Genomic DNA, 26755 nt, shown 5'->3' on the forward strand with positions numbered 1-26755 from the left:
GAACAGAAATTTTGCAAGAAATTTCGTTGTGAGACCTCCGCAATGACAACTAGGTAAAAGGCGAGTTTTGACGAAGCCTTTTGCCAGATGTCAGCTGCGTTATTCGGTGATATTTAGGATTCAGTTTGACAATTTTGCAAAGTATCGTAGCCGTGTTCAACTAACGTACCAGTATGATGGTTGCTGAAGCAACTCATCATACTACGGCAATCGCTATTTGCGACTTGCCTAGGTACCTTACTAATTCGTCACAAAAATAATATCGATTTTTGTGGCTCATGTCATGTCCAGATATAAAAGACGTGAAGGACAAAGAGAAAATAGACGGCCGAACAGAAATTTTGCTAGAAATTTCGTTGTGAGACCTCCGCAATGACAACTAGGTAAAAGGCGAGTTTTGACGAAGCCTTTTGCCAGATGTTAACTGCGTTATTCGGTGATATTTAGGATTCAGTTTGACAATTTTACAAAGTATCATAGCCGTGTTTCAGTCAGTTTATCCTGATTCGCACTTTAGTTATTCACGAAAAGGAGTTTCTATGTCCCCTTGTGCTTGGGTCAATCCCAACAATCCACTCTATATTGCTTACCATGATAAAGAATGGGGCAAGCCACTTCACGATGAGCAGTCTTTGTTTGAGTTGCTTTGCTTGGAATCCTACCAAGCTGGACTTTCCTGGGAAATTGTTCTCAATAAACGTCAGGCTTTTCGCTCTGCTTTTTTCAACTATGATATTCAAAGGGTTGCAGCTATGACAGATAGTGAGTTAGACGGTCTTCTTGCCAATCCCAACATCATTCGCCACAAGGCAAAGCTGTACGCTACCCGCACCAATGCTCAGGCCTTTCTTCGAGTACAGGAGGAATTCGGTACGTTTGATACGTATCTTTGGGAATGGGTTAACTTTACATCTATCGACAACCCTATTAAGACCTTTCGAGAGCTACCGACCAAAAGTGAACTATCAGAAAGATTGTCCAAAGATTTGAAGAAACGAGGCTTCAAATTTGTTGGTCCTGTCTGTGTTTACTCTTATTTGCAGGCGGCGGGTCTCTTAAATGAACACGAGGAATCTTGTGATTTTAGAAATCAATTACGAATTTATTAGATGGGCGAGCAATCGCACCCTAGACAGAGGAGGAATATGAAAGCAGAACTAATCGCCGTTGGGACGGAGATTTTGACAGGTCAAATCATCAATACCAACGCCCAGTTCCTTTCGGAGAAATGTGCAGAGCTGGGAATTGATGTTTACTTCCACACAGCTGTTGGAGATAATGAAAACAGGCTTTTGTCTGTACTGGAGGTAGCCAGCAAGCGTAGTGAGCTAGTCATTCTCTGTGGAGGACTTGGCCCAACTGAGGATGACTTGACCAAGCAGACCCTGGCGACCTTCTTAGGTAGAAATCTTGTGTTTGATGAGTTGGCTATGGCAAAATTAGACCGCTTCTTTGCCAGTCGCCCAGGTCGTGTTCGTACACCAAATAATGAACGTCAGGCACAGATTGTGGAGGGAAGTCAGGCGCTACAGAATCCAGCTGGTTTAGCTGTTGGTGGTATGATTGAGCAAGATGGTGTAACCTATATTGTTTTGCCTGGCCCACCAAGTGAGCTCAAGGCCATGTTTTCTGAGAGTCTCTTACCTTTACTGTCCCAATCTCAGCAGCAACTTTATTCGCGTGTCCTACGCTTTTTTGGCATTGGTGAAAGCCAGTTAGTGACTGTTTTGGCGGACTTGATTGACAACCAAACTGACCCGACGATTGCACCCTATGCTAAGGTTGGTGAAGTAACCTTGCGTCTGTCCACCAAAGCGACCAGCCAAGAAGAAGCAGATTTACGTCTGAATCAGTTGGAAGAAGACATCTTACAACGTGATAAACTGAGAGAATATTTCTATGCTTACGGTGAGGACAATAGTTTGGTCAAAACGGTAGCGACTCGTTTGGCGGAGAAAAGACAAACCATCGCTATCGTCGAACAGGGGACAGGTGGTCTCTTGCAAGCTGAATTGAGCCTGGCTTTGGCTGTTCAGCCGTATTTTAGCGGAGGAAAAGTCATCGGTCAGCTAGGGACAGAATCGGGCAGGCTATCAGAGGAAGCTGACTGCATTCGGCAGGAGCTGCAAGCTGATTTGGGTTTGGCTGTGTCTGTGCTTATCAAACCGAAATCAACAGAGGACAACGTACTTGCAAAAGTATATCTCACTTTGGCTACGACCTCGGGTATTTCCCAAAAAGAGATAGATTTAGGTGGTTATTCGTGGCAATACCTTCGCCAGCTTGCTTGTCTGCAGGCCTGGGATTTTGTACGAAACACTTTGTGAAATAGCAGATATTTGCTATAATAGTTTGACTAAGAAAAGAGGAGAAAATCATTGGCTAAGAAACCAGGAAAAAAATTAGAAGATATTACAAAGAAATTTGGCGATGAGCGTAAAAAAGCGTTGGATGATGCCCTAAAATCAATTGAAAAAGATTTTGGTAAGGGCGCTGTCATGCGTCTTGGTGAGCGTGCTGAGCAAAAAGTTCAAGTCATGAGTTCAGGTAGTTTGTCCATCGACATTGCGCTTGGGGCGGGTGGCTATCCGAAAGGTCGTATCATTGAGATTTATGGTCCAGAGAGCTCAGGTAAGACAACTGTTGCTCTTCATGCGGTAGCTCAAGCCCAGAAAGATGGTGGTATTGCTGCCTTTATCGATGCGGAACACGCCTTGGATCCAGCCTATGCAGCAGCTCTTGGTGTCAATATTGATGAGTTACTCTTGTCACAGCCAGACTCAGGGGAACAAGGTCTTGAAATTGCAGGCAAGCTGATCGACTCTGGTGCGGTTGACTTGGTTGTTGTTGACTCGGTTGCAGCCCTTGTACCACGTGCAGAAATCGATGGCGATATTGGTGATAGTCATGTTGGTTTGCAGGCTCGTATGATGAGTCAGGCCATGCGTAAACTCGGAGCATCCATCAACAAAACTAAGACAGTAGCTATTTTCATCAACCAATTACGTGAAAAAGTCGGTGTCATGTTTGGTAACCCTGAAACAACACCTGGTGGTCGTGCGCTAAAATTCTATGCATCTGTCCGTATGGATGTTCGTGGAAACACACAAATCAAAGGAACAGGCGATAAGAAAGATCAAAACGTTGGTAAGGAAACCAAGGTGAAAATCGTGAAGAACAAGGTGGCTCCACCGTTTAAAGAGGTTGTTGTTGAAATCATGTACGGTGAAGGAATTTCTCGCACAGGTGAATTGATTGAGATTGGTAGCAACCTCGGCATCATCCAAAAAGCAGGTGCTTGGTATTCATATAATGGAGAAAAAATTGGCCAAGGTTCTGAAAATGCTAAGAAATTCTTAGCAGATAATCCAGCAATCTTTGATGAAATTGACCGTAAGATACGTGTTCATTATGGATTGATTGAAGGTGAGGAAGCACCAGAAGTTGTGACAGAGGAAACCCCTGTTGCAACTGAAGAAGTCCAAGATGTTATTTTAGACTTGGATGGCGGCATTGAATTAGAAGAATAAAAGCGAAAAAGTTTGGGGAGACCAAACTTTTTTCTTGCCAAAACCCGAATTTTCCCACAAAAATTTAAAGTTTTTTTAAAAATAGGTCTACAGACGGATGGAATATGTGGTATAATAGACTATAATGTGCTTACTAAGATGTAGCAAAGGAGTGACTACATGATTAAAATTTATACAGTATCTAGTTGTACTTCTTGTAAGAAAGCAAAGAACTGGCTGAATGCCCATCAATTGTCCTATAACGAACATAATCTGGCTAAAGAGGCAATCACCAAGGAAGAAATTTTAAATATTTTAACCAAGACGGAAAATGGCATTGCAAGTATTGTATCGTCAAAAAATCGCTATGCCAAGAGTTTGGATTTTGATATAGAAGATTTAAGTGTCAATGAAGTGATCGACTTGATTGCCTCTAATCCACGTATTTTGAAAAGTCCAATTCTGATTGACGAGAAACGATTGCAGGTTGGATATAAGGAAGATGACATTCGCGCCTTCTTACCACGAGCGGTTCGAAATGTTGAAAATGCCCAAGCTCGTATGCGAGCAGCCCTATAAAGAGTAGGAAGAACTCTATTTATGGAGTTCTTTTTGCACTTTCTTTGTGCTTGTTCTAGAAATATGATATAATGAAAATGAATAAAAATTGAAAGAAGGTGTAAGTATGGGATTCACGGAAGAAACAGTTCGTTTTCGTCTGGATGACACAGATAAACAAGAAATCAGCAAGACATTGACTGGTGTTTATCGTTCGCTAGAGGAAAAGGGCTATAATCCGATTAACCAAATCATTGGCTATGTATTAAGTGGGGACCCTGCTTATATTCCTCGCTATAATGATGCCCGCAATCAGATTCGTAAGCATGAACGAGATGAAATCATTGAAGAATTGGTGCGCTACTATTTGAAAGGAAATGGGATTGACCTCTAATGAGAATAATGGGATTAGACGTCGGTTCTAAGACAGTTGGTGTAGCTATTTCAGACCCCTTAGGATTCACAGCTCAAGGTTTGGAAATCATCCCAATCGATGAAGAAAAGGGCGAATTCGGTCTGGAGCGTTTGACCGAACTTGTAGAACAGTACAAGGTTGATAAATTTGTTGTCGGTTTACCTAAGAACATGAACAATACTAGCGGACCTCGTGTTGAGGCTAGTCAAGCCTATGGAAATTTATTGATTGAGCAATTCAAACTACCGGTTGATTACCAGGATGAACGTTTGACGACCGTTGCGGCAGAACGCATGTTGATTGAGCAAGCGGATATCAGCCGAGGAAAACGTAAGAAAGTTATCGATAAATTAGCAGCTCAGCTGATTTTACAAAATTATTTAGATAGAACATTTTAAAGGAGATACGAATGGCACATCATCATGACCATGAACACGACCACAACCACGACGAACGTGAATTGATTACTTTGGTAGACGACCAAGGTAACGAAACACTTTTTGAAATCTTATTGACGATTGACGGTCAAGAAGAGTTTGGTAAGAACTACGTCCTCTTAATCCCTGCAAGTGCAGAAGAAGATGAGAACGGAGAAGTTGAAATCCAAGCCTACTCATACATCGAGAATGAGAACGGCACAGAAGGCGACCTCCAACCAATCCCAGAAGACGCAACAGCAGAATGGGATATGATTGAAGAAGTCTTCAACAGCTTTATGGAAGAGGAATAAAAAGGTCCAGTGGACCTTTTTATCATGAGCCTGAAAACAAGAAAGCGAATTGAGGTCCAGTGGACCTTTTTATCTTTTGCTTGAAAACAGGAGAGCAAAACTAGGTCCAGTGGACCTTTTTATCTTTTGCTTGAAAACAGGAGAGCAAAACTAGGTCCAGTGGACCTTTTTATCTTTTGCTTGAAAACAAGAGGGCCAAACTAGGTCCGGTGGACCTTTTTATCATGAGTTTGCAAATCAAAGAACGAATTAAGGTCCGGTGAATGTTTTATCTGCTCCCTGTCGTTAGAATGATATTTCTAACGATTTCTTTAAGGAAGCTAGAAAAAATAACTAAAATCAATGAACAACTTGAAGGTAGAGGATTGTATGAAAGAAGAGTTGGGAAAATATTTATCGCAAGACCCTGATATCAATAGGATTTTGGGGATTGTAAAGGATTTAGACTTAGCGGATTCATGGATTTGTGCGGGAACAATTCGTAATTTTATCTGGAATCACTATCGTTTTGATAAAAAAACGGATATTGATATCATCTTTTACGATGAAAAAATATCCTATCAAGAAACGAAAGAAATAGAAGCAAATTTGCATCAAAGATATCCGGAATATCAGTGGGAAGTTAAGAATCAAGTATTTATGCACATTCATAGCCCAGACACCCGTCCTTATCAATCGTCAAAAGATGCAATAGAAAAATTTCCCGAAAGGTGTACCGCAATCGGTGTCCGTCAGACAAAAAACGGGAATCTCGAAATTTTTGCACCTTATGGATTAGATGATATCTATCATTATTTGGTACGACCAACTCCTCATTTTATTGGTAATTCTAAACGTATGGATTTATATGAGAAAAGAATAAAAAAGAAAAACTGGAAAGAACAATGGCCTGTAATAACTGATATGTAAAGCCCTTTGTCAAGTAAAAACAATCGAACTGATTAAAAAATGAAAAGTATCTAGAAAGAGCCTAGTTCTTAGCTTCGGGCATTGGCCACTCTGATATTCGTGGATTGGTTACCTACAGGTCAATGGTTCTGCCGCGAGTCCTACTCTCTATAAGCGTGGATCACAATTGTGCCACTTAGTCGTTTCGTAGATGACTCAAACCTTGAAGTCCTAAACTCCTTCAAGATACTTTCCATTCAAACATGATTTCAATCCTTATTTCTGTCCAAATTCACCCAGTGATTTTGGATAGAAATAGGGATTCCTCATCGCTCTGCGATGATAAAACTTAATGGTCAAAAGTGTACATGAAAACAAGCGCTAACTTCAAGCTATTCTTCCTGTCATCATCCCCCAAATAAAACCAGACAATTCTCGTGCAATAGCTGTTTTAGCAACATTTTGTTTCTTATTTTTTCCTAGAACAAGTGTGCGATAACGTCTTCTTAAGCGTTCATTAGCCTTATCCGCATAAGCAATCACCTCCACTCGGTTTCCACTTTGTCTCCTTTTCAATTCTTTGGATTTATACCCAATCGTCCCCTTAGCCAATGATTGTGCAGCTTCTATCAGAAGTCGTCTCACATGGCTATTCCCAGCTTTGGTGATAGCACCTCTTCTCTCCTTGTCGCCGCTAGAATTTTCGCTAGGAGTTAGCCCAAGATAAGAAGCAAAATGTTGAGCTGTCGCAAAGCGATTAAAATCACCGATTTCTGTCACAATGGAAAGAGCAGTTAGTGTTTTAATGCCAATAAAGCAAGAAAGCCGTGAGACCTTCTCTTGGTAACTGTCGCTTTGACCCAGTTGCTCAATTCGTGCATCATACCGTTCTATTTGATCTACTAATTTCTCATAGGTCAATAGATATTCTGTCAAAATCTCTGCGTAAAGTCCATCAGGATTTAGGGAACGGAGCCAGCGGACATGTTTCTGTGTCCAATTACTGCTTCCCTCGGTATAGCGAAAATCATGTCGGAGACAGAAGGCAAGAATTTGTTGTTTGATTTTCTTCAGAGCCACTTTGTGGTCTGTTCTCATGCGGATATATTCTTTGACTTGTTCATCCTCAACAGTAGGAATATGAACAGGCCGATAGCTACGAAAGGCCAGAGCTTTTGCGAGCTGAGCTGCATCTTTTTTATCAGTCTTAACACGCTTAGATCCTTCCTTCATCACCGTTGTAGGCGCCATCACGATACAGGGAATCCCGTGAGCTTGTAGCTGGTGATATAGGGTAAATCCAAGACATCCGGCTTCGTAGCCACATAACACTTCTGCATCTTGACCATATAAACGACGAAGCTCATTCACATAGTTCACAATATAGCTAACATTTGGACCAACTTTAGTGCTATGTTTGAATTGATTCGCCATCATATCATAATAGCAGAGTGAAAAACTTTCTTTGTGAACATCCATTCCGATGAAAAGTGTGGTAAAATGAAACATATAAGACCTCCAATTGAGTGTGGTAATTCCTGTTAGAAGTTGATTGTTTTTTTATTCTAGTGTACAGGTAAATCCACGAATTCTCAACTGGGGGTCTTTACATATTGTCTATAAAATACGAATGATAAACCATATTTACTAATTAGTAGACAAAAATGTCCTGTTGGAAATCGTGCCTTTTCGATAAACTAAAACCATCAAACAGAGGAGATGGGATGATGAAATTTGAAAAGGTCTATGATAGCGTAAAAGGGATTGTCAACAAGGCTCGAAAAGAGTACTATATTAAATTATGGGAAAAGGAAGATTGGGATCAAGAGGGCATGATGACCTTATTTGAATTGTTGGAAGATCAACCGTGGTTAGCTGATGAGCAAGAACAGTTGTATTGCTATTTTAAAGTGAAATTTAGAAATCGGGTCAAAGACCGTGTACGCAGACAAGAAAGTCAGAAGCGTAAGTTTGACCGTATGCCGCATGAGGATATTCACGATTTATCTCACGTTATACAATCGCCAGGTTTAGTCAATGATGAGTTGTTAATGTTGAGAGGAGCATTGAGGGATTATCGAAAAAAACTAAGCAATGACCAGCTTGAAAATTATGAAAAACTAATTAGTGGCCAATGTTTCCGTGGTCGCCGTGAAATGATTCGCGATTTACAAATCTATTTAAAAGACTTTCGCTAATACTCTTCTATAAAAAGGAAATAGAGGAGGTTCAAAAAATCTTAGAACAAGTGTTTTAAGATTTTTTTGAATTTCGAGTAAAAACTCTTGCAATGTACAATATAATTTGATAGAATGTTCTAGTGCCGTAAAAATTACGGCTGTAGCTTTGATGCAAGAGGTTGCGACACGCTCGGTTGCATTGCCACGCAACACGTGTTGGTTTTCTTGTGGAGCTAGCCTATTATGTTAAATAGACGAAAAGGAGAAAAAGATGGCAAACAAAAAAATCCGCATCCGCTTGAAAGCGTACGAACACCGTACACTTGATACAGCAGCTGCAAAAATCGTTGAAACTGCAACACGTACAGGTGCTCAAGTAGCTGGTCCAGTTCCGCTTCCAACAGAACGTAGCCTCTACACAATCATCCGTGCGACTCACAAGTACAAAGACTCTCGTGAGCAGTTCGAAATGCGTACACACAAACGTTTGATCGACATCATCAACCCAACTCAAAAAACAGTTGATGCTTTGATGAAATTGGATCTTCCAAGTGGTGTAAACGTAGAAATTAAATTGTAATCAAGTAGCAAGGTAGAAAAGCAAGTGTTCATCAAGTAATCGAACACGGGTTAAACTCGGTGTATCTTGGTTTGAGCATGAAAAACGCTCGTTAAAAACTTTTTAACTATAAAATAAGAAAAGGAATATTTTTCTCATGACAAAAGGAATCTTAGGGAAAAAAGTGGGAATGACTCAAATCTTCACTGAATCTGGTGAATTTATCCCTGTAACTGTCATCGAAGCAACTCCAAACGTTGTTCTTCAAGTGAAAACAGTTGAAACTGATGGTTATGCAGCAGTTCAAGTTGGTTTTGATGACAAACGTGAAGTATTGAGCAACAAACCTGCCAAAGGCCATGTAGCTAAAGCTAACACAGCTCCTAAGCGCTTCATTCGTGAATTCAAAAACATTGAAGGCTTGGAAGTTGGACAAGAAATTACAGTTGAAACTTTCGCAGCTGGTGATGTTGTTGATGTAACTGGTACATCTAAAGGTAAAGGTTTCCAAGGTGTTATCAAACGCCATGGTCAATCACGTGGTCCTATGGCTCACGGTTCTCGTTACCACCGTCGTCCAGGTTCTATGGGTCCTGTTGCACCTAACCGTGTATTCAAAGGTAAAAACCTTGCAGGTCGCATGGGCGGCAACCGTGTAACAATTCAAAACCTTGAAGTTGTACAAGTTGTTCCAGAAAAAAATGTTATCCTTATCAAAGGTAACGTACCAGGTGCTAAGAAATCTCTTATCACTATCAAGTCAGCAGTTAAAGCTGGTAAATAATAAGGAAAGGGGAAATCAGTCGAAATGGCAAACGTAACATTATTTGACCAAACTGGTAAACAAGCTGGTGAAGTAGTTCTTAACGATGCGATCTTTGGTATCGAGCCAAACCAAGCAGTTGTATTTGATGTGATCATCAGCCAACGTGCTAGCCTTCGTCAAGGTACTCACGCAGTTAAAAACCGTTCAGCAGTCTCAGGTGGCGGACGCAAACCATGGCGTCAAAAAGGAACTGGACGTGCTCGTCAAGGTTCTATCCGCTCGCCACAATGGCGTGGCGGTGGCGTAGTCTTCGGACCAACTCCACGTTCATACGCGTACAAACTTCCACAAAAAGTTCGCCGCTTGGCACTTAAATCTGTTTACTCAGAAAAAGTTGCTGAAAACAAATTTGTAGCTGTTAACTCACTTGAATTCACAGCTCCAAAAACTGCTGAATTTGCAAAAGTACTTGCAGCATTGAGCATTGATTCTAAAGTCCTTGTTATTCTTGAAGAAGGCAACGAATTCGCAGCTCTTTCTGCTCGTAACATCCCAGGAGTTAAAGTTGCAACTGCAACAACTGCAAGCGTACTTGACATCGCAAATGCAGACAAACTTCTTGTAACTCAAGCAGCTATCTCTAAAATTGAGGAGGTTCTTGCATAATGAATTTGTATGATGTTATCAAAAAACCTGTCATCACAGAAAGCTCAATGGGCCAACTCGAAGCAGGCAAGTATGTATTTGAAGTTGACACTCGTGCACACAAACTCTTGATCAAGCAAGCTGTTGAAGCTGCATTCGAGGGTGTTAAAGTTGCAAATGTTAACACAATCAACGTGAAACCTAAAACAAAACGCGTAGGTCGTTATGTAGGTCGCACAAACAAAGTGAAAAAAGCAATCATCACATTGGCTGCTGATTCAAAAGCGATCGAATTGTTCGCTACAGCTGACGCTGAATAATCAAAGGAGGAATTAACGTGGGTATTAAAGTTTATAAACCAACGACAAATGGCCGTCGTAACATGACTTCTTTGGACTTCGCTGAAATCACAACAAGCACTCCAGAAAAAAGCTTGCTTGTTGCATTGAAAAACAAAGCTGGTCGTAACAACAACGGTCGCATCACTGTTCGTCACCAAGGTGGCGGTCACAAGCGTTTCTACCGTTTGATTGACTTCAAACGTAACAAAGATGGCGTTGAAGCAATCGTTAAAACTATCGAGTACGATCCAAACCGTTCAGCAAACATCGCTCTTGTACACTACACAGACGGTGTTAAAGCTTACATCATTGCTCCTAAAGGTCTTGAAGTTGGTCAACGTATCGTTTCAGGTCCAGAAGCAGATATCAAAGTTGGTAACGCACTTCCACTTGCAAACATCCCAGTCGGTACTGTTGTTCACAACATCGAGTTGAAACCAGGTCGCGGTGGTGAGTTGGTTCGTGCTGCTGGTGCATCTGCACAGGTTCTTGGTCAAGAGGGTAAATACGTTCTTGTTCGCCTTCAATCAGGTGAAGTTCGTATGATCCTTGGCACTTGCCGTGCTACTGTTGGTGTGGTAGGTAACGAACAACATGGCCTTGTTAACCTTGGTAAAGCAGGTCGTAGCCGTTGGAAAGGTATCCGTCCAACAGTTCGCGGTTCTGTAATGAACCCTAACGATCACCCACACGGTGGTGGTGAAGGTAAAGCACCAGTTGGTCGTAAAGCACCATCTACACCATGGGGTAAACCAGCTCTTGGTTTGAAAACTCGTAACAAGAAAGCTAAATCTGACAAACTTATCGTTCGTCGTCGCAACCAAAAATAATATATTCTTAGTTGCCTAGCATTCTATATCATCCGCCAACTCGGTAGGGTTTGTTATGGACTGACTATTCCAGCATCTCAGTTTGATTGAAATGCCAGTTTGACGCAGTGGTTGATTGCAGTTTCTAGTAGCTTAGCTACGTCGAAACTTCTAATCAACTGTGCGGGGGCAGGACAACGAATACGGTAACTGGGGTTCTGTCCAGCTCCCAAGCCGCTGTGGTACATATTTTAAAGGAGAAAATACTAAAATGGGACGTAGTCTTAAAAAAGGACCTTTCGTCGATGAGCATTTGATGAAAAAAGTTGAAGCTCAAGCAAATGACGAAAAGAAAAAAGTAATTAAAACTTGGTCACGTCGTTCAACGATCTTCCCAAGTTTCATCGGTTATACAATCGCAGTTTACGATGGACGTAAACACGTACCTGTATACATTCAAGAAGACATGGTAGGTCACAAACTTGGTGAATTTGCACCAACTCGTACTTACAAAGGTCATGCTGCTGACGACAAGAAAACTCGTCGTAAATAATTTAGGAGGAAAACACAATGGCAGAAATTACTTCAGCTAAAGCAACTGCTCGCACAGTACGTGTTTCACCTCGTAAATCACGTCTTGTCTTGGATAACATCCGTGGCAAAAGCGTAGCAGACGCAATCGCAATCTTGAAATTCACACCAAACAAAGCTGCAGGCATTATCGAGGGAGTTTTGAACTCAGCAATCGCTAACGCTGAAAACAACTTTGGTTTGGAAAAAGCTAACTTGGTAGTCAGCGAAGCATTCGCAAACGAAGGGCCAACGTTGAAACGTTTCCGTCCACGTGCGAAAGGTTCTGCTTCACCAATCAACAAACGCACAGCTCACATCACTGTAGTTGTGGCAGAGAAATAAGGAGGTAAAAACGTGGGTCAAAAAGTACATCCAATTGGTATGCGTGTTGGCATCATCCGTGATTGGGATGCTAAATGGTATGCTGAAAAAGAATACGCGGATTACCTTCATGAAGATCTTGCAATCCGCAACTTTATCAAAAAAGAATTGGCTGATGCGTCAACATCAACAATCGAAATCGAACGTGCTGTAAATAAAGTAATCGTTTCTATCCACACTGCTAAGCCAGGTATGGTTATCGGTAAAGCTGGTAGCAATGTTGATGCACTTCGTGCTCAATTGAACAAATTGACTGGTAAGCAAGTACACATCAACATCATCGAAATCAAACAACCTGATTTGGATGCACACCTTGTTGGTGAGTCAATCGCTCGTCAATTGGAGCAACGTGTGGCATTCCGCCGTGCTCAAAAACAAGCTATCCAACGTGCAATGCGCGCTGGTGCAAAAGGTATCAAAACACAAGTTTCTGGTCGTTTGAACGGTGCTGATATTGCTCGTGCAGAAGGCTACTCAGAAGGAACTGTTCCTCTTCATACACTTCGTGCGGATATCGACTACGCTTGGGAAGAAGCTTTGACAACTTACGGTAAACTTGGTGTTAAAGTATGGATCTACCGTGGTGAAGTTCTTCCAGCTCGTAAAAACACTAAAGGAGGTAAATAACAAATGTTAGTACCTAAACGTGTAAAACACCGTCGTGAATTCCGTGGAAAAATGCGCGGTGAAGCTAAAGGTGGAAAACAAGTAGACTTTGGTCAATACGGTCTTCAAGCAACTACTAGCTCATGGATTACAAACCGCCAAATCGAAGCTGCCCGTATCGCTATGACGCGTTACATGAAACGTGGTGGTAAAGTTTGGATTAAGATCTTCCCACACAAATCATACACTGCTAAAGCTATCGGTGTACGTATGGGTTCTGGTAAAGGTGCTCCTGAAGGTTGGGTAGCTCCAGTTAAACGCGGTAAGGTTATGTTTGAAGTAGCTGGCGTTTCTGAAGAAATCGCACGTGAAGCATTCCGCCTTGCTGGTCACAAATTGCCAGTTAAAGTTAAATTCGTAAAACGTGAAGCAGAATAAGGAGAAGACATGAAACTTCAAGAAATTAAAGATTTTGTAAAAGAACTTCGTGGCCTTTCTCAAGAAGAACTTGCTAAGAAAGAAAACGAATTGAAGAAAGAACTCTTCGAACTTCGTTTCCAAGCTGCTGCTGGTCAACTTGAGCAAACTGCTCGTTTGAACGAAGTGAAGAAACAAATTGCACGTATCAAAACTGTGCAATCTGAAGCTAAATAATAGATTGGGAAAGGAGAATTTCAATGGAACGCAATAATCGTAAAGTTCTTGTTGGACGCGTAGTATCTGACAAAATGGACAAAACAATCACAGTTGTAGTTGAAACTAAACGTAACCACCCAGTCTATGGTAAACGTATTAACTACTCTAAAAAGTACAAAGCTCATGATGAAAACAATGTTGCTAAAGAAGGCGATATCGTTCGTATCATGGAAACTCGCCCACTTTCAGCTACAAAACGTTTCCGTCTTGTAGAAGTTGTGGAAGAGGCAGTTATCATTTAATCAACCTGAAAGGAGAAAATTGACATGATTCAAACAGAAACTCGTTTGAAAGTTGCTGACAACAGTGGCGCACGCGAAATCTTGACAATCAAAGTTCTTGGTGGTTCAGGACGTAAATTCGCGAACATCGGCGACATCATCGTTGCTTCAGTAAAACAAGCTACTCCTGGTGGTGCGGTTAAAAAAGGTGACGTTGTAAAAGCCGTTATCGTTCGTACTAAGACAGGTGCTCGTCGTGCTGATGGTTCTTACATCAAATTCGATGAGAATGCTGCAGTTATCATCCGTGAAGATAAAACACCTCGCGGAACTCGTATCTTTGGCCCAGTGGCACGCGAATTGCGTGACGGCGGTTTTATGAAAATCGTTTCATTGGCACCAGAAGTACTTTAATCTAACAAACTAAGTCCCCTGTTATCTCGCCAGAGTAACAGGGTGCCCATTAGGGCGTAAGAAATCATAGGAGAAATCAAATGTTTGTAAAAAAAGGCGATAAAGTTCGCGTAATCGCTGGTAAAGACAAAGGCGTTGAAGCTCTTGTTGTAACAGCACTTCCAAAAGTAAACAAAGTTATTGTTGAAGGTGTTAACATCGTTAAGAAACACCAAAAACCAAATAGCGAAAACCCTCAAGGTGCTATCGTTGAAAAAGAAGCTCCAATCCATGTGTCAAACGTTCAAGTTCTTGACAAAAATGGTGTTGCAGGACGCGTTGGTTACAAGTTTGTAGATGGCAAAAAAGTTCGCTACAACAAAAAATCAGGCGAAGTGCTTGATTAATCACGAAGGAAAGGAGAAGTATAATGGCAAATCGTTTAAAAGAAAAATATCTTAATGAAGTAGTTCCTGCTTTGACTGAACAATTTAACTATTCTTCAGTGATGGCTGTGCCAAAAGTTGATAAGATCGTTTTGAACATGGGTGTTGGTGACGCTGTTTCTAACGCTAAAAACCTTGAGAAAGCTGCTCAAGAATTGGCTTTGATCTCAGGTCAAAAACCACTTATCACTAAAGCTAAGAAATCAATCGCCGGCTTCCGTCTTCGTGAGGGTGTTGCAATCGGTGCGAAAGTAACTCTTCGTGGCGAACGTATGTATGAGTTCTTGGACAAATTGGTTACAGTTTCACTTCCACGTGTACGTGACTTCCACGGTGTACCAACTAAGTCATTTGACGGACGTGGTAACTACACACTTGGTGTGAAAGAGCAATTGATCTTCCCAGAAATCAACTTCGACGATGTTGATAAAACTCGCGGTATGGATATCGTTATCGTTACAACTGCTAACACTGACGAAGAATCACGTGCATTGCTTACTGGCCTTGGTATGCCGTTTGCAAAATAAGAGGGAGAGAATAAATGGCTAAAAAATCAATGATCGCTAAGAACAAACGCCCAGCTAAGTTCTCTACACAAGCTTACACACGCTGTGAAAAATGTGGACGTCCACACTCAGTTTACCGCAAATTCAAATTGTGCCGTGTATGCTTCCGCGACTTGGCTTACCTTGGACAAATTCCGGGTGTAACAAAAGCTTCTTGGTAAGATAAGATGTGAGAGCGTTTAGCAACCAAGGCAAAGATCGGAGATTTGACGATGAAGTTTACTTCTAGGAAAATCTATCTTCTTTGCTAAGGTTGTAGCTCGAACTCAATTAAAACAACCCCGATACAAAGTTTGCTTGCCGATTTGAACACGGGCGAAAGCCTGTGTGAAAAAGACAAACTTTCCTAGAAACCAAAGTTTCTACGTCAAGTTTTCTATTTTCACTTTGGCTTTTTAGCGCCCTTTGTATCATGAATTAACTAGCAAGTGATTTAATCAAACTGCTAGTAAGAGGAGAAACAACAAATGGTTATGACTGACCCAATTGCAGATTTTTTGACACGTATTCGTAACGCTAACCAAGCAAAACACGAAGTGCTTGAAGTTCCTGCATCAAACATCAAAAAAGGTATTGCTACAATCCTTAAAAACGAAGGTTTTGTAAAAAACGTTGAATTCATCGAAGATGACAAACAAGGCATCATCCGTGTATTCTTGAAATACGGACCAAACGGTGAAAAAGTTATCACTAACTTGAAACGCGTTTCAAAACCAGGTCTTCGTGTTTACTCAAAACGTGAAGATATTCCAAAAGTTCTTAACGGACTTGGTATCGCAATCATCTCAACATCAGAAGGTCTTTTGACTGATAAACAAGCTCGTCAAAAGAACGTTGGTGGTGAGGTTATCGCATACGTTTGGTAATCTTTTAGCTTCCAATTTCGTCATGTGCCTGTGTTAGAGCGTCTTGACATACTCAAGTATGGTCTGCGTCGCTCTGCCGTGCCACATTTAGAAATTGAAACCTAAAAGCATGATACAAACGCGAGAGGACCAGCTCTTCGTGCGTGTTCAAATCAGATTTACTGATTATTTAGTATCATGTAAACTGCTCAATCGAACACGGGCTATTGTCCGTGTTTAAATGAGCCCCCGTGAAAACTAGTCGCTTGACGGCTTGATAATTTAACAGGAGAATTAAAAAATATGTCACGTATTGGTAATAAAGTAATTACATTGCCTGCTGGCGTTGAGCTTGCTCAAAACAACGGCGTGGTAACTGTAAAAGGACCTAAAGGGGAATTGACTCGTGAATTCCCAACTGCTATTGAAATCCGTGTGGAAGGTGCAGAAGTAACTCTTCATCGTCCAAACGATTCAAAAGAAATGAAGACTATTCACGGTACTAGCCGTGCTAACCTCAACAACATGGTTGTTGGTGTTTCTGAAGGCTTCAAAAAAGAACTTGAAATGCGTGGTGTCGGTTACCGTGCTCAATTGGCTGGTAACAAATTGACACTTGCTGTTGGTAAATCACATCCAGATGAAGTGGTTGCACCAGAAGGTATTACATTTGAAGTTCCAACACCAACACAAATCGTCGTGTCTGGTATCAACAAAGAAGTTGTTGGTCAAACAGCAGCTTACATCCGTAGCCTTCGCGCTCCTGAGCCATACAAAGGTAAAGGTATCCGCTACGTTGGTGAATTCGTTCGCCGTAAAGAAGGTAAAACAGGTAAATAATAGCTTGCTGAGGTGGCTTAGCCACCTGGCTGACTATTTCTCAAATTGTTTCGTAAGAAACAGAATCATACATTAAGAGGTGAATATTGTGATTTCAAAACCAGATAAAAACAAAATCCGCCAAAAACGCCACCGTCGCGTTCGCGGTAAAATCTCTGGAACTGCTGCTCGCCCACGTTTGAACATTTTCCGTTCTAATACAGGCATCTACGCTCAAGTGATTGATGACGTAGCGGGTGTAACGCTCGCAAGCGCTTCTACTCTTGATAAAGAAGTTTCAAAAGGTACTAAGACAGAACAAGCTGTTGTTGTAGGTAAACTCGTTGCTGAACGCGCGGTAGCTAAAGGTATTTCTGAAGTGGTCTTTGACCGCGGTGGATATCTCTATCACGGACGTGTGAAAGCTTTGGCTGAATCAGCTCGTGAAAACGGATTGAAATTCTAATAGGGAGGACACTAAGAAATGGCATTCAAAGATAACGCAGTTGAAATTGAAGAACGCGTAGTAGCCATCAACCGTGTTACAAAAGTTGTTAAAGGTGGACGTCGTCTTCGTTTTGCAGCTCTTGTGGTTGTTGGTGACCGTAACGGTCGCGTAGGTTTCGGTACTGGTAAAGCTCAAGAAGTACCAGAAGCTATCCGTAAAGCAGTTGAATCTGCTAAGAAAAACATGATTGAAGTACCAATGGTTGGTACAACAATCCCTCACGAAGTTCGCTCAGAATTTGGTGGCGCTCGTGTATTGTTGAAACCTGCTTCAGAGGGTTCTGGGGTTGCTGCCGGTGGTGCAACTCGTGCTGTAATCGAATTGACAGGTATCGCAGATGTGACTTCTAAGTCACTTGGTTCAAACACACCAATCAACATCGTTCGCGCAACAGTTGAAGGTTTGAAACAATTGAAACGTGCTGAAGAAGTGGCTGCACTTCGTGGCATCTCAGTTTCTGATTTAGCATAAGAAGGGAGATACTCATGGCTCAAATTAAAATCACTTTGACTAAGTCTCCAATCGGTCGCAAACCAGAACAACGTAAAACAGTTGTTGCACTTGGACTTGGTAAATTGAACTCTTCAGTTGTTAAAGAAGATAACCCAGCTATTCTTGGAATGGTTAACGCTATCTCTCACTTGGTAACTGTAGAAGAAGTTAAATAATCTAACAAATAGACTAAGTCGCATAGAGAAATCTTTGCGACTTCTAGTCCATTTTACATATTTACATACAGCGAGTTTGTGGAGGAAGACTCTTGTACTTCACAGGCGCTAGCATATATAAGAGGAGAAATAATAATGAAACTTCATGAATTACAACCTGCTACAGGTTCTCGTAAAGTCCGCAACCGTGTAGGTCGTGGTACATCATCAGGTAACGGTAAAACATCTGGCCGTGGTCAAAAAGGTCAAAAAGCTCGTAGCGGTGGCGGTGTTCGCCCAGGTTTTGAAGGTGGACAAACTCCATTGTTCCGTCGACTTCCAAAACGTGGATTTACAAATATCAATGCTAAAGAGTACGCAATCGTTAACCTTGATCAATTGAACGCTTTTGAAGATGGTGCAGAAGTAACACCAGTTGTGCTTATCGAAGCTGGAATCGTTAAAGCTGAAAAATCAGGAATTAAAATTCTTGGTAACGGTGAATTGACGAAGAAATTGACAGTTAAAGCTGCTAAATTCTCTAAATCAGCTGAAGAAGCAATCACTTCTAAAGGTGGCTCAGTAGAAGTCATCTAAGAGGTGACCGCCTATGTTTTTTAAACTTTTAAAAGATGCCTTAAAGGTAAAATTGGTACGTAGTAAAATTCTATTTACTATCTTTATCCTTTTTGTCTTCCGTGTAGGAACCCACATTACAGTACCAGGAGTAAACGCAAAGAGTCTTGAAGCCTTGTCAAACGTTCCATTTTTGAACATGTTGAGTTTGGTTTCGGGAAATGCTATGCGTAATTTCTCAGTTTTCGCACTAGGTGTTAGTCCTTATATTACAGCTTCCATCATTGTTCAACTTTTGCAAATGGATATTTTACCTAAATTTGTTGAATGGGGTAAGCAAGGTGAAGTTGGTCGTCGTAAACTGAATCAGGCAACACGCTACATTTCTTTGGTACTGGCATTTGTTCAATCTATTGGTATTACAGCAGGCTTTAATGCCTTGTCTGGTGCAAAATTGACCAATATGCCATTAAATTGGCAAACATATTTGTTGATTGGATCAATCTTGACAACAGGTTCGATTATTGTAACTTGGTTGGGGGAACAAATTTCTGAAAAGGGCTATGGTAATGGTACATCAATGATCATCTTCGCGGGTATCATTTCATCATTACCAGGGACTTTTCACGAGATTTACATTGATCGCTTTGTTAATATTGAATCAAGTCGTTTGGGGGAGTCAGCAATCTTTGTTGCTGCACTCGTCGTATTAATATTCTTTGTTGTGTATTTTACAACTTTTGTACAACAAGCAGAATATAAATTACCAATTCAATATACAAAACGTGCACAAGGAGCACCTTCTAGCTCATATTTACCGCTGAAATTGAATCCATCAGGAGTCATTCCCGTAATCTTTGCAGGCTCAATCACTGCAGTTCCAACTTCTTTGATTCAATATTTCGCAAGTCAAAATAAGAGTGCCGGGTGGTTATTGACGGTTCAGGAATACTTTGATTATTCAACTGCTAAAGGTATGATTGTATATGCAGGTTTAATTATTGCCTTTACATTCTTCTACACCTTTGTTCAAGTAAATCCTGAGAAGACTGCAGAAAGCCTTCAGAAAAGTGCAGCCTATATCCATGGAGTTCGTCCTGGTAATGGCACTGAACAGTTTTTGTCAAAATTATTGACAAGATTGGCAGTAATCGGTGCGCTCTTCTTGAGTTTTGTAGCTTTGTTGCCTATCCTTGCGCAAAATCTCTTTGGGCTTTCTTCAAGCATTGCGTTCCTTGGTACAAGTTTGATTATCGTAATCTCTACAAGTATCGAAGGCATCAAGCAATTAGAAGGCTACCTTCTTAAGAGAAAATATGTAGGTTTCTTAGAAATTACAGAATAGAATATAGGTTGACCTAGTCAACCTTCTATTTTGTTTTTAGATAAGTTTGTCAATAATGGCAAATTTATGTGAAAACAAAATAAGGAGTTTGTCATGAATCTTTTAATTATGGGTTTACCAGGTGCTGGTAAAGGGACACAAGCGGCCAAGATTGTTGAGAAATTCAATGTTGCTCATATCTCAACAGGAGATATGTTCCGTGCAGCAATGGCCAATCAGACTGAAATGGGTATTCTTGCCAAGTCGTACATTGATAAGGGTGACCTCGTTCCTGATGAAGTTACTAATGGCATTGTCAAAGAACGTTTGGTTCAGGATGACATCAAGGAAAAAGGCTTTTTACTAGATGGCTATCCTCGCACGATTGAACAAGCCCATGCCTTGGATGAAAATTTGGCTGACTTAGGAATTGAGTTGCAAGGTGTTATCAATATTGAGATTGATCCTTCAAAATTGGTAGAGCGTCTCAGCGGTCGTATTATTCATAAAGAAACCGGAGAGACTTTCCACAAAGTATTCAATCCACCTGTTGGAGACTACAAAGAGGAAGACTTCTATCAACGTGAAGATGACAAGCCAGAATCTGTCAAACGTCGTTTAGAGGTCAATATCGCACAAGGACAGCCAATCATTGATCATTATCGTGCAAAAGGGCTGGTCCATGATATTGAAGGTGACCAAGACATTGACCTTGTTTTCCAAGCAATTGATACAGTACTATCAAAATTGCAATAAACTAATAGATTTGGCTTGCATTTTTTATACAAAGATGATAAAATAGCCTAGTCTGACTTATAATTGTTACCTCTGTGTTCAGAGGACATCAAATCGATATTTAGAGAGGGGTTACTTTTGCATGGCAAAAGAAGATGTGATTGAAATTGAAGGCAAAGTAGTCGATACAATGCCAAATGCTATGTTTACTGTTGAGTTGGAGAACGGACACCAAGTCCTTGCAACTGTTTCAGGTAAAATCCGTAAAAACTACATTCGTATTTTGGTCGGTGACCGCGTAACTGTTGAGCTTAGTCCATACGACTTGACACGTGGACGTATCACATACCGCTTTAAATAGTCGAAATACTTGGAGGGATTAAACATGAAAGTAAGACCATCGGTCAAACCAATTTGCGAATACTGCAAAGTTATTCGTCGTAATGGTCGTGTTATGGTGATTTGCCCAGCAAACCCTAAACACAAGCAACGTCAAGGTTAAGAAATAGAAAGGAGAAAACATGGCTCGTATTGCTGGAGTTGACATTCCAAATGACAAACGTGTAGTTATTTCATTAACTTATGTTTATGGTATCGGTCTTGCAACATCTAAAAAAATTCTTGCAGCTGCAGGTATTTCAGAAGATGTACGCGTGAAAGATTTGACATCAGATCAAGAAGATGCTATTCGTCGTGAAGTTGATGCAATCAAAGTTGAAGGTGACCTCCGTCGAGAAGTTAACTTGAACATCAAACGTTTGATGGAAATCGGTTCATACCGTGGTATCCGTCACCGTCGTGGACTTCCTGTCCGTGGACAAAACACTAAAAACAATGCCCGCACTCGTAAAGGTAAAGCTGTTGCGATTGCAGGTAAGAAAAAATAATATAGGAGGTAGAAAAATTGGCTAAACCAACACGTAAACGTCGTGTGAAAAAGAATATCGAATCTGGTATTGCTCATATTCACGCTACATTTAATAACACTATTGTTATGATTACTGATGTGCATGGTAACGCTATTGCTTGGTCATCAGCTGGTGCTCTTGGTTTCAAAGGTTCTCGTAAATCTACACCATTCGCAGCCCAAATGGCTTCAGAAGCAGCTGCTAAATCTGCACAAGAACACGGTCTTAAAACAGTTGAAGTTACCGTTAAAGGCCCAGGTTCAGGTCGTGAGTCTGCTATCCGCGCTCTTGCTGCCGCTGGTCTTGAAGTAACAGCAATTCGTGATGTGACTCCTGTACCACACAATGGTGCTCGTCCTCCAAAACGTCGCCGTGTATAATCATACATTCCATACACAGCTTTTCGTTTAAGAGGGAGTAAGAAATGATTGAGTTTGAAAAACCAACAATAACAAAAATTGATGAAAATAAAGATTACGGCAGATTTGTGATCGAACCATTAGAACGTGGTTACGGTACAACTCTTGGTAACTCTCTTCGTCGTGTACTTCTTGCCTCACTTCCAGGTGCTGCAGTAACATCAATTAAAATTGATGGTGTACCCCACGAATTCGACACAGTTCCAGGTGTTCGTGAAGATGTTATGCAAATTATTCTTAACATCAAAGGCATTGCTGTAAAATCTTATGTCGAAGACGAAAAGAAAATTGAACTTGATGTAGTAGGTCCAGCTGAGGTAACAGCAGGAGACATTCTTACAGATAGTGACATTGAAATTGTAAACCCTGACCATTATCTCTTTACCATTGCTGATGGTGCCACTTTTAAAGCTGTTTTGACTGTCAATTCAGGCCGTGGTTATGTACCAGCTGAGGGTAACAAGAAAGATGATGCACCAGTGGGAACACTTGCTGTAGATTCTATCTATACGCCAGTGAAGAGAGTCAATTATCAAGTTGAACCAGCTCGTGTTGGTAGCAACGATGGTTTTGACAAATTAACACTTGAAATCAACACAAATGGCACCATTATTCCAGAAGATGCTTTAGGTCTTTCTGCACGCATTTTGATGGAGCACTTAGGTCTCTTCACTGACTTGACTGAAGTTGCAAAATCTGCAGAAGTGATGAAAGAAGCTGAAGTGGCTTCAGATGATCGTATGCTTGATCGTACGATTGAAGAATTGGACCTATCTGTTCGCTCATATAACTGTCTGAAACGTGCAGGCATTAACACTGTATTCGACTTGACAGAGAAAACTGAGCCAGAAATGATGAAAGTGCGCAATCTTGGTCGCAAGAGTCTTGAAGAAGTTAAAGTTAAATTGGTTGATCTTGGTCTAGGATTGAAAAAAGATAAATAATATAGGAGGAAATCATGGCATACCGTAAACTAGGACGCACTAGCTCACAACGTAAAGCAATGTTGCGCGATTTGACAACTGACCTTTTGATCAACGAATCAATCGTTACAACTGAAGCTCGTGCTAAAGAAATCCGTAAAACAGTTGAAAAAATGATCACACTTGGTAAACGTGGTGATTTGCACGCACGTCGTCAAGCAGCAGCATTTGTTCGTAACGAAATTGCATCTGAAAACTATGATGAAGCAACTGATAAGTACACTTCTACTACAGCACTTCAAAAATTGTTCTCTGAAATTGCACCTCGTTATGCAGAACGTAATGGTGGATATACTCGTATCCTCAAAACTGAACCACGTCGTGGTGATGCTGCACCAATGGCAATTATCGAACTTGTATAAGATCATCAATTTTGTTGAGTGTTATGATGATGGAATCCTATTCTGATTCTTAGTCTAGCTCTGGTCTACCGCTGAGCTTGTCTCAGCGGTAACACTCATCATGTTGATCGGACGCTTGTTTACGAAATTACTCTAAGATAGAATAATTTCGTAAGCAGGCGTTTTTATTTTACTCAAAAATTTTGATATACTTATAAAATGAATAGAGAAGACATGACATCCTTAGGCAATTGTTTTGAAGAATACTATTTTGCTAACATTAAAGAAAAGCCAGAATTGTTTATAGGTGTAGAATTAGAATATCCGATAGTTAATATCTCAGGGAAAGCAACTTCTATCCAAGTGGCTACAGATATGATGCGACATATATCTAATCAAAATGGGTTTACCATCGTCAAAAGAGATGATAGAGGAAATCCGATAGAACTCCAGCACGAGTCGGGAGATCTCATACTATTTGAAGTCACGTATAATACACTAGAATTTGCATTCGCAAAAGCCAAAAATATTGGTAGTGTAGAAGAGCGTCATAAAGAATTTCTAGAGCATATTCAATATTATTTGCGCCAAAATGGACACGAATTGCAGGGGTTAGGGATAAATCCCAACTGGGAAATCAATGACAATAGACCGGTAGATACGGGCCGATATAGGATGTTGATGAACTATCTCAAGCTAGGAGAAGGCAAACCTAATATGCATCCCTATACTGGATATGCTGGCTTTATTTGCAGAAATCAAGTGCAGTTTGATGTGAGTCGAAAATCCTTTTTACGAGTCATTAATGCGTTTAATAAAATTGAAGCAGCAAAGGCGTTTTTGTTTGCAAATTCACCATTCGATCATATGGATGATATGGCCCTTACTAGGGATTATTTTTGGGAATATTCAATGCATGGCCTCTTAAAGAATAACGTTGGTATCTATTCAGAGGAATTTCGTACTGAGGCAGAATATTGTCAATACCAAGAAGAGTCCGCAATGTTTTATGTCATCAGGGATAACTGCTATTATTATTTTAAACGAATTACTGTCAAATCTTTTTTTGAGCAAGAAAAATTTGCAGCGTATTCAGAAACTGGCGAGATATGTTACTTTGTTCCGAAAGCAGATGATTTCAAAAATCATCGCTCATACCACTATCAAGAGCTTACCAAACGAGGGACTATTGAATTTCGAAGTACATGTACACAACCATTTGAAACAACATTTGCTCCCATAGCCTTTCATTTAGGTCTGTTCGCCAATCTCGTGAAATTGGAAGAAATTCTAGAAAGTACGGAGTTCTTTAAAGAATTTGGCAGAAATTATTCAAAGTTACGTAGACAATTTTCGAGAAAAAAACTTTCTGATTTAGAACAAAGAATGGTGAAAGACTTTTCTAAGACATTATTAGATTGTGCACATGAAGCTCTCCTTTTGAGAGGATACAGTGAAGAAAAATATTTAACTCCACTGTACAATTCATTAATCGATGACTTCGGGGTATTGTGACAGTCTACTAAAATATGAGTAGGTAGCCATAGATTTTCACAAAAAAACATAAAGAACGGTAAAATTTTGATATACTGGAGGCATACGAAGACAAATATACAATCTCTGATTAGTATGTCTCTCAGTTTTTCGCCAAATTTCATAAAAAAATCTAAAAAATCCAAAAAACCGGTTGACAAAGTATATAAGTCGTGATAGAATAAATGAGTTGTCTCTTGAGGGACTGGTTAATAGAGAAACGAAAACATACTAAGATTAGTAGTGAGGAAATCTCCGACGGGAGAGAGTAGTCACTACTTTTTCTTTATGTTAAAGTAGAGGTGTCTTGTTAAGTCGAGAACTCTTTTGACGCTAGACGTCGCATCAAAAACTGGCAAGACACCTGTTTTAGAAAGAATGTTATCAAAGTATGTGGGACGCCAGACGTCGAGTATTGAAAATGACATCACTAAAACAAGGAATCATTCAAGACAAAGAGGTAATATCATGCGTGCAGTTTTTGGGATTGATGTGAGTAAGGCAAGTTCAGCAGTGGCCATTCTAGTCAATGGTGAGAAAGTTCATGGCTATACCATGTCCAATGACGCCATCGGCTTTGCTCGGCTACTTGGCGATTTGAGAACCGTCCATAAACCAGAAATCATCTTTGAAGCAACAGGTGTCTATTCTCGCCGTCTCCAAACTTTTCTAGAAGATAATGGCTATGCTTATACAAGGCTTAATCCCTTAGAAGCTAAGAAGCAACTGGATAGCTTGCGTGTGAGGAAAACAGATCAAATTGACGCTGAAAAACTGGCTCAATCTCAATTTGTGCTGAATCGTAAACCCACTTATGTCCAAGAAGAAGTCTATCAAGAACTGCGAGATTTAAGTCGCTTCTATCAGAACTTAACTGAGGACATCGTTCGAGCTAAAAACCGTCTGCACAAGGTCTTGCAAGTCACGTTTCCAGAGATAGAGACTGTCTTATCAAAGCCAACTGGGGAACAATACTGGAACTTAGTTACTGCGTTTCCTTACAAGGACTTCGTGCTTGATTTAAGCAAGGACGAACTCTTAGAGAGCATTCGTCAGTCCACCTCAAAACGGATTTCTGACAAGCGTGTGGCGTACTTAGCCGAGAAGCTGATAGCACTAGCTAATCAATCGTATTGTGCCGTCAAGAAAACCTCTCCAATGCTGGAAGAGGTTCGTTACTATGGAAAAGAATTGCTTCGGCTTTCTGGACAGAGACAGGCAGTCTTAGATGAAATGGTAGAACTAGCTCAGCCATTACCTGAATATGACATTCTGCTCTCTATTCCTGGAATAGCTGAGACTACTGCAACAAGTATTATTGGTGAACTGGGAGATATTCGCCGTTTTCAGTCTGCCAACCAAATCAATGCCTTTATCGGTATTGACCTGAGACACTATGAATCTGGTAACTTCCTCGCTAAGGAACACATTACCAAGCGTGGCAATCCCTACGCTAGAAAGATTCTGTTCAAGTGTATCCACAATATCGCTTCAGCCAGTCATACCAATCCTTGCCATATCGCAGACTTTTATGAGAAACGAAAAAGACAATCGCAAACGACTTCTACAAAGCCACACACGATTGCCTCCATACATCGTCTCATTCGGACAATGTATTACCTCATAACGCATAACAAACTTTACGATTATCGTTCTACCCAAAATCAGTAAGATTGTTTATGCTATATTATTGTAACACCTTATCAAAAATTTTCAACATAAGGTGTTCATTTCGTGTACTCTTTTTTACACGAAACTTTAGTCCAAAAGAAAACAATTTCCTTATTTTGACTATTGAACTTAACATATTTTTCATCAAATACCTTGATAGGCTT

41 protein-coding genes are annotated in these 26755 nt (G+C 40.6%); 40 read left to right on the plus strand and 1 reads right to left on the minus strand.

Going from position 1 to position 26755, the window contains the following annotated elements; genetic code table 11:
• The first annotated feature begins 539 nt into the window (after positions 1-539).
• From K6969_RS00900 to K6969_RS00935, 8 genes are all read left to right on the plus strand, one after another.
• Complete coding sequence (locus K6969_RS00900) at positions 540-1109, plus strand: DNA-3-methyladenine glycosylase I (protein WP_029173227.1); 570 nt, start codon at positions 540-542, stop codon at positions 1107-1109.
• A 36-nt stretch (positions 1110-1145) separates the two neighbouring features.
• Complete coding sequence (locus K6969_RS00905) at positions 1146-2327, plus strand: competence/damage-inducible protein A (RefSeq protein WP_171942863.1); 1182 nt, start codon at positions 1146-1148, stop codon at positions 2325-2327.
• A 51-nt stretch (positions 2328-2378) separates the two neighbouring features.
• Positions 2379-3530, plus strand: a complete 1152-nt coding sequence (gene recA / locus K6969_RS00910) for a recombinase RecA (RefSeq protein WP_004195473.1) — start codon at positions 2379-2381, stop codon at positions 3528-3530.
• A gap of 159 nt (positions 3531-3689) precedes the next feature.
• Positions 3690-4088: a transcriptional regulator Spx gene (spx, locus tag K6969_RS00915; protein ID WP_004195475.1), complete on the plus strand. Its 399-nt coding sequence runs from the start codon at positions 3690-3692 to the stop codon at positions 4086-4088.
• A gap of 106 nt (positions 4089-4194) precedes the next feature.
• Positions 4195-4461, plus strand: coding sequence for an IreB family regulatory phosphoprotein (locus K6969_RS00920; RefSeq protein WP_004195477.1), 267 nt, complete (start codon positions 4195-4197; stop codon positions 4459-4461).
• Complete coding sequence (gene ruvX, locus K6969_RS00925) at positions 4461-4880, plus strand: Holliday junction resolvase RuvX (protein WP_099780101.1); 420 nt, start codon at positions 4461-4463, stop codon at positions 4878-4880. The genes K6969_RS00920 and ruvX overlap by 1 nt, the downstream gene beginning before the upstream one ends.
• Positions 4881-4891: 11 nt before the next feature.
• On the plus strand, positions 4892-5212 hold the full coding sequence (locus K6969_RS00930; RefSeq protein WP_002939343.1) for a DUF1292 domain-containing protein: 321 nt from the start codon (positions 4892-4894) through the stop codon (positions 5210-5212).
• Between the two features lie 369 nt (positions 5213-5581).
• Positions 5582-6121 carry a nucleotidyltransferase family protein gene (locus K6969_RS00935; RefSeq protein WP_253911814.1) on the plus strand — a complete coding sequence of 180 codons (540 nt, stop codon included), beginning with the start codon at positions 5582-5584 and terminating at the stop codon, positions 6119-6121.
• A 366-nt stretch (positions 6122-6487) separates the two neighbouring features.
• On the opposite strand, the gene K6969_RS00940 is transcribed toward K6969_RS00935, so the two are convergent.
• Positions 6488-7609 (minus strand): IS110 family transposase, encoded by a 1122-nt coding sequence (locus K6969_RS00940; protein ID WP_015445098.1) that lies wholly within the window; start codon positions 7607-7609, stop codon positions 6488-6490.
• 218 nt (positions 7610-7827) lie between these two features.
• On the opposite strand from K6969_RS00940, the gene K6969_RS00945 reads away from it, so the two are divergent.
• The 32 genes from K6969_RS00945 (at position 7828) to K6969_RS01100 (ending at position 26591) form a co-directional block, all read left to right on the plus strand.
• The gene (locus K6969_RS00945; protein ID WP_029943166.1) at positions 7828-8298 is read left to right on the plus strand and encodes a transcriptional regulator; all 471 of its coding nucleotides are present in this window, start codon (positions 7828-7830) and stop codon (positions 8296-8298) included.
• A 253-nt stretch (positions 8299-8551) separates the two neighbouring features.
• Complete coding sequence (gene rpsJ, locus K6969_RS00950) at positions 8552-8860, plus strand: 30S ribosomal protein S10 (protein WP_002939332.1); 309 nt, start codon at positions 8552-8554, stop codon at positions 8858-8860.
• A 136-nt stretch (positions 8861-8996) separates the two neighbouring features.
• On the plus strand, positions 8997-9623 hold the full coding sequence (rplC, locus tag K6969_RS00955; RefSeq protein ID WP_011921686.1) for a 50S ribosomal protein L3: 627 nt from the start codon (positions 8997-8999) through the stop codon (positions 9621-9623).
• A gap of 24 nt (positions 9624-9647) precedes the next feature.
• Positions 9648-10271 carry a 50S ribosomal protein L4 gene (gene rplD / locus K6969_RS00960; RefSeq protein WP_004195490.1) on the plus strand — a complete coding sequence of 208 codons (624 nt, stop codon included), beginning with the start codon at positions 9648-9650 and terminating at the stop codon, positions 10269-10271.
• On the plus strand, positions 10271-10570 hold the full coding sequence (locus K6969_RS00965) for a 50S ribosomal protein L23 (protein WP_004195491.1): 300 nt from the start codon (positions 10271-10273) through the stop codon (positions 10568-10570). Before rplD ends, K6969_RS00965 begins: the two co-directional genes overlap by 1 nt.
• A 17-nt stretch (positions 10571-10587) precedes the next feature.
• Entirely contained in the window at positions 10588-11421 is an 834-nt protein-coding gene (gene rplB / locus K6969_RS00970) for a 50S ribosomal protein L2 (RefSeq protein WP_171943042.1), read from the plus strand.
• A 250-nt stretch (positions 11422-11671) separates the two neighbouring features.
• Positions 11672-11953 carry a 30S ribosomal protein S19 gene (rpsS, locus tag K6969_RS00975; RefSeq protein ID WP_000533766.1) on the plus strand — a complete coding sequence of 94 codons (282 nt, stop codon included), beginning with the start codon at positions 11672-11674 and terminating at the stop codon, positions 11951-11953.
• Between the two features lie 17 nt (positions 11954-11970).
• A complete protein-coding gene (gene rplV, locus K6969_RS00980) occupies positions 11971-12315 on the plus strand; it encodes a 50S ribosomal protein L22 (protein ID WP_002936662.1) in 345 nt (114 codons plus the stop codon).
• Between the two features lie 12 nt (positions 12316-12327).
• Positions 12328-12981, plus strand: a complete 654-nt coding sequence (gene rpsC, locus K6969_RS00985) for a 30S ribosomal protein S3 (RefSeq protein ID WP_002936661.1) — start codon at positions 12328-12330, stop codon at positions 12979-12981.
• A gap of 3 nt (positions 12982-12984) precedes the next feature.
• Positions 12985-13398: a 50S ribosomal protein L16 gene (gene rplP, locus K6969_RS00990; RefSeq protein WP_002936660.1), complete on the plus strand. Its 414-nt coding sequence runs from the start codon at positions 12985-12987 to the stop codon at positions 13396-13398.
• 9 nt (positions 13399-13407) lie between these two features.
• The gene (gene rpmC / locus K6969_RS00995; protein ID WP_024377707.1) at positions 13408-13614 is read left to right on the plus strand and encodes a 50S ribosomal protein L29; all 207 of its coding nucleotides are present in this window, start codon (positions 13408-13410) and stop codon (positions 13612-13614) included.
• 23 nt (positions 13615-13637) lie between these two features.
• Positions 13638-13898: a 30S ribosomal protein S17 gene (gene rpsQ / locus K6969_RS01000; protein WP_000440801.1), complete on the plus strand. Its 261-nt coding sequence runs from the start codon at positions 13638-13640 to the stop codon at positions 13896-13898.
• Between the two features lie 24 nt (positions 13899-13922).
• Positions 13923-14291 carry a 50S ribosomal protein L14 gene (rplN, locus tag K6969_RS01005; RefSeq protein WP_004195497.1) on the plus strand — a complete coding sequence of 123 codons (369 nt, stop codon included), beginning with the start codon at positions 13923-13925 and terminating at the stop codon, positions 14289-14291.
• Between the two features lie 80 nt (positions 14292-14371).
• Complete coding sequence (gene rplX / locus K6969_RS01010) at positions 14372-14677, plus strand: 50S ribosomal protein L24 (protein ID WP_014637292.1); 306 nt, start codon at positions 14372-14374, stop codon at positions 14675-14677.
• Positions 14678-14700: 23 nt separating this feature from the next.
• Positions 14701-15243, plus strand: a complete 543-nt coding sequence (rplE, locus tag K6969_RS01015) for a 50S ribosomal protein L5 (protein WP_002936653.1) — start codon at positions 14701-14703, stop codon at positions 15241-15243.
• Positions 15244-15257: 14 nt separating this feature from the next.
• Positions 15258-15443, plus strand: a complete 186-nt coding sequence (locus K6969_RS01020; protein ID WP_002936651.1) for a type Z 30S ribosomal protein S14 — start codon at positions 15258-15260, stop codon at positions 15441-15443.
• Between the two features lie 306 nt (positions 15444-15749).
• Entirely contained in the window at positions 15750-16148 is a 399-nt protein-coding gene (gene rpsH, locus K6969_RS01025) for a 30S ribosomal protein S8 (RefSeq protein WP_002936647.1), read from the plus strand.
• 282 nt (positions 16149-16430) lie between these two features.
• The gene (gene rplF / locus K6969_RS01030) at positions 16431-16967 is read left to right on the plus strand and encodes a 50S ribosomal protein L6 (protein ID WP_004195502.1); all 537 of its coding nucleotides are present in this window, start codon (positions 16431-16433) and stop codon (positions 16965-16967) included.
• Between the two features lie 88 nt (positions 16968-17055).
• The gene (gene rplR / locus K6969_RS01035; protein WP_002936641.1) at positions 17056-17412 is read left to right on the plus strand and encodes a 50S ribosomal protein L18; all 357 of its coding nucleotides are present in this window, start codon (positions 17056-17058) and stop codon (positions 17410-17412) included.
• Between the two features lie 18 nt (positions 17413-17430).
• Entirely contained in the window at positions 17431-17925 is a 495-nt protein-coding gene (gene rpsE / locus K6969_RS01040; protein WP_171943043.1) for a 30S ribosomal protein S5, read from the plus strand.
• Between the two features lie 14 nt (positions 17926-17939).
• Positions 17940-18122 (plus strand): 50S ribosomal protein L30, encoded by a 183-nt coding sequence (rpmD, locus tag K6969_RS01045; protein ID WP_002936638.1) that lies wholly within the window; start codon positions 17940-17942, stop codon positions 18120-18122.
• Between the two features lie 135 nt (positions 18123-18257).
• A complete protein-coding gene (gene rplO / locus K6969_RS01050) occupies positions 18258-18698 on the plus strand; it encodes a 50S ribosomal protein L15 (RefSeq protein WP_002936637.1) in 441 nt (146 codons plus the stop codon).
• A gap of 13 nt (positions 18699-18711) precedes the next feature.
• Entirely contained in the window at positions 18712-20022 is a 1311-nt protein-coding gene (gene secY / locus K6969_RS01055; RefSeq protein WP_004195506.1) for a preprotein translocase subunit SecY, read from the plus strand.
• A 93-nt stretch (positions 20023-20115) separates the two neighbouring features.
• Positions 20116-20757, plus strand: a complete 642-nt coding sequence (locus tag K6969_RS01060; RefSeq protein ID WP_002936630.1) for an adenylate kinase — start codon at positions 20116-20118, stop codon at positions 20755-20757.
• Positions 20758-20878: 121 nt separating this feature from the next.
• Complete coding sequence (infA, locus tag K6969_RS01065) at positions 20879-21097, plus strand: translation initiation factor IF-1 (protein ID WP_002936627.1); 219 nt, start codon at positions 20879-20881, stop codon at positions 21095-21097.
• Positions 21098-21121: 24 nt separating this feature from the next.
• The gene (gene rpmJ / locus K6969_RS01070; protein WP_001808836.1) at positions 21122-21238 is read left to right on the plus strand and encodes a 50S ribosomal protein L36; all 117 of its coding nucleotides are present in this window, start codon (positions 21122-21124) and stop codon (positions 21236-21238) included.
• Positions 21239-21257: 19 nt separating this feature from the next.
• Entirely contained in the window at positions 21258-21623 is a 366-nt protein-coding gene (rpsM, locus tag K6969_RS01075; RefSeq protein ID WP_002936622.1) for a 30S ribosomal protein S13, read from the plus strand.
• A 17-nt stretch (positions 21624-21640) separates the two neighbouring features.
• Positions 21641-22024: a 30S ribosomal protein S11 gene (rpsK, locus tag K6969_RS01080; RefSeq protein ID WP_004195509.1), complete on the plus strand. Its 384-nt coding sequence runs from the start codon at positions 21641-21643 to the stop codon at positions 22022-22024.
• A 44-nt stretch (positions 22025-22068) separates the two neighbouring features.
• On the plus strand, positions 22069-23007 hold the full coding sequence (locus tag K6969_RS01085; RefSeq protein ID WP_029173221.1) for a DNA-directed RNA polymerase subunit alpha: 939 nt from the start codon (positions 22069-22071) through the stop codon (positions 23005-23007).
• A gap of 14 nt (positions 23008-23021) precedes the next feature.
• On the plus strand, positions 23022-23408 hold the full coding sequence (gene rplQ / locus K6969_RS01090; RefSeq protein ID WP_000331493.1) for a 50S ribosomal protein L17: 387 nt from the start codon (positions 23022-23024) through the stop codon (positions 23406-23408).
• 198 nt (positions 23409-23606) lie between these two features.
• Positions 23607-24902 carry a glutamate-cysteine ligase family protein gene (locus K6969_RS01095; protein ID WP_253911830.1) on the plus strand — a complete coding sequence of 432 codons (1296 nt, stop codon included), beginning with the start codon at positions 23607-23609 and terminating at the stop codon, positions 24900-24902.
• Positions 24903-25388: 486 nt separating this feature from the next.
• Complete coding sequence (locus K6969_RS01100) at positions 25389-26591, plus strand: IS110 family transposase (protein ID WP_321537493.1); 1203 nt, start codon at positions 25389-25391, stop codon at positions 26589-26591.
• The last annotated feature ends 164 nt before the right edge of the window (positions 26592-26755 follow it).

Origin of the sequence: Streptococcus suis (assembly GCF_019856455.1) — a bacterium.
Taxonomy (GTDB): domain Bacteria; phylum Bacillota; class Bacilli; order Lactobacillales; family Streptococcaceae; genus Streptococcus; species Streptococcus suis_AE.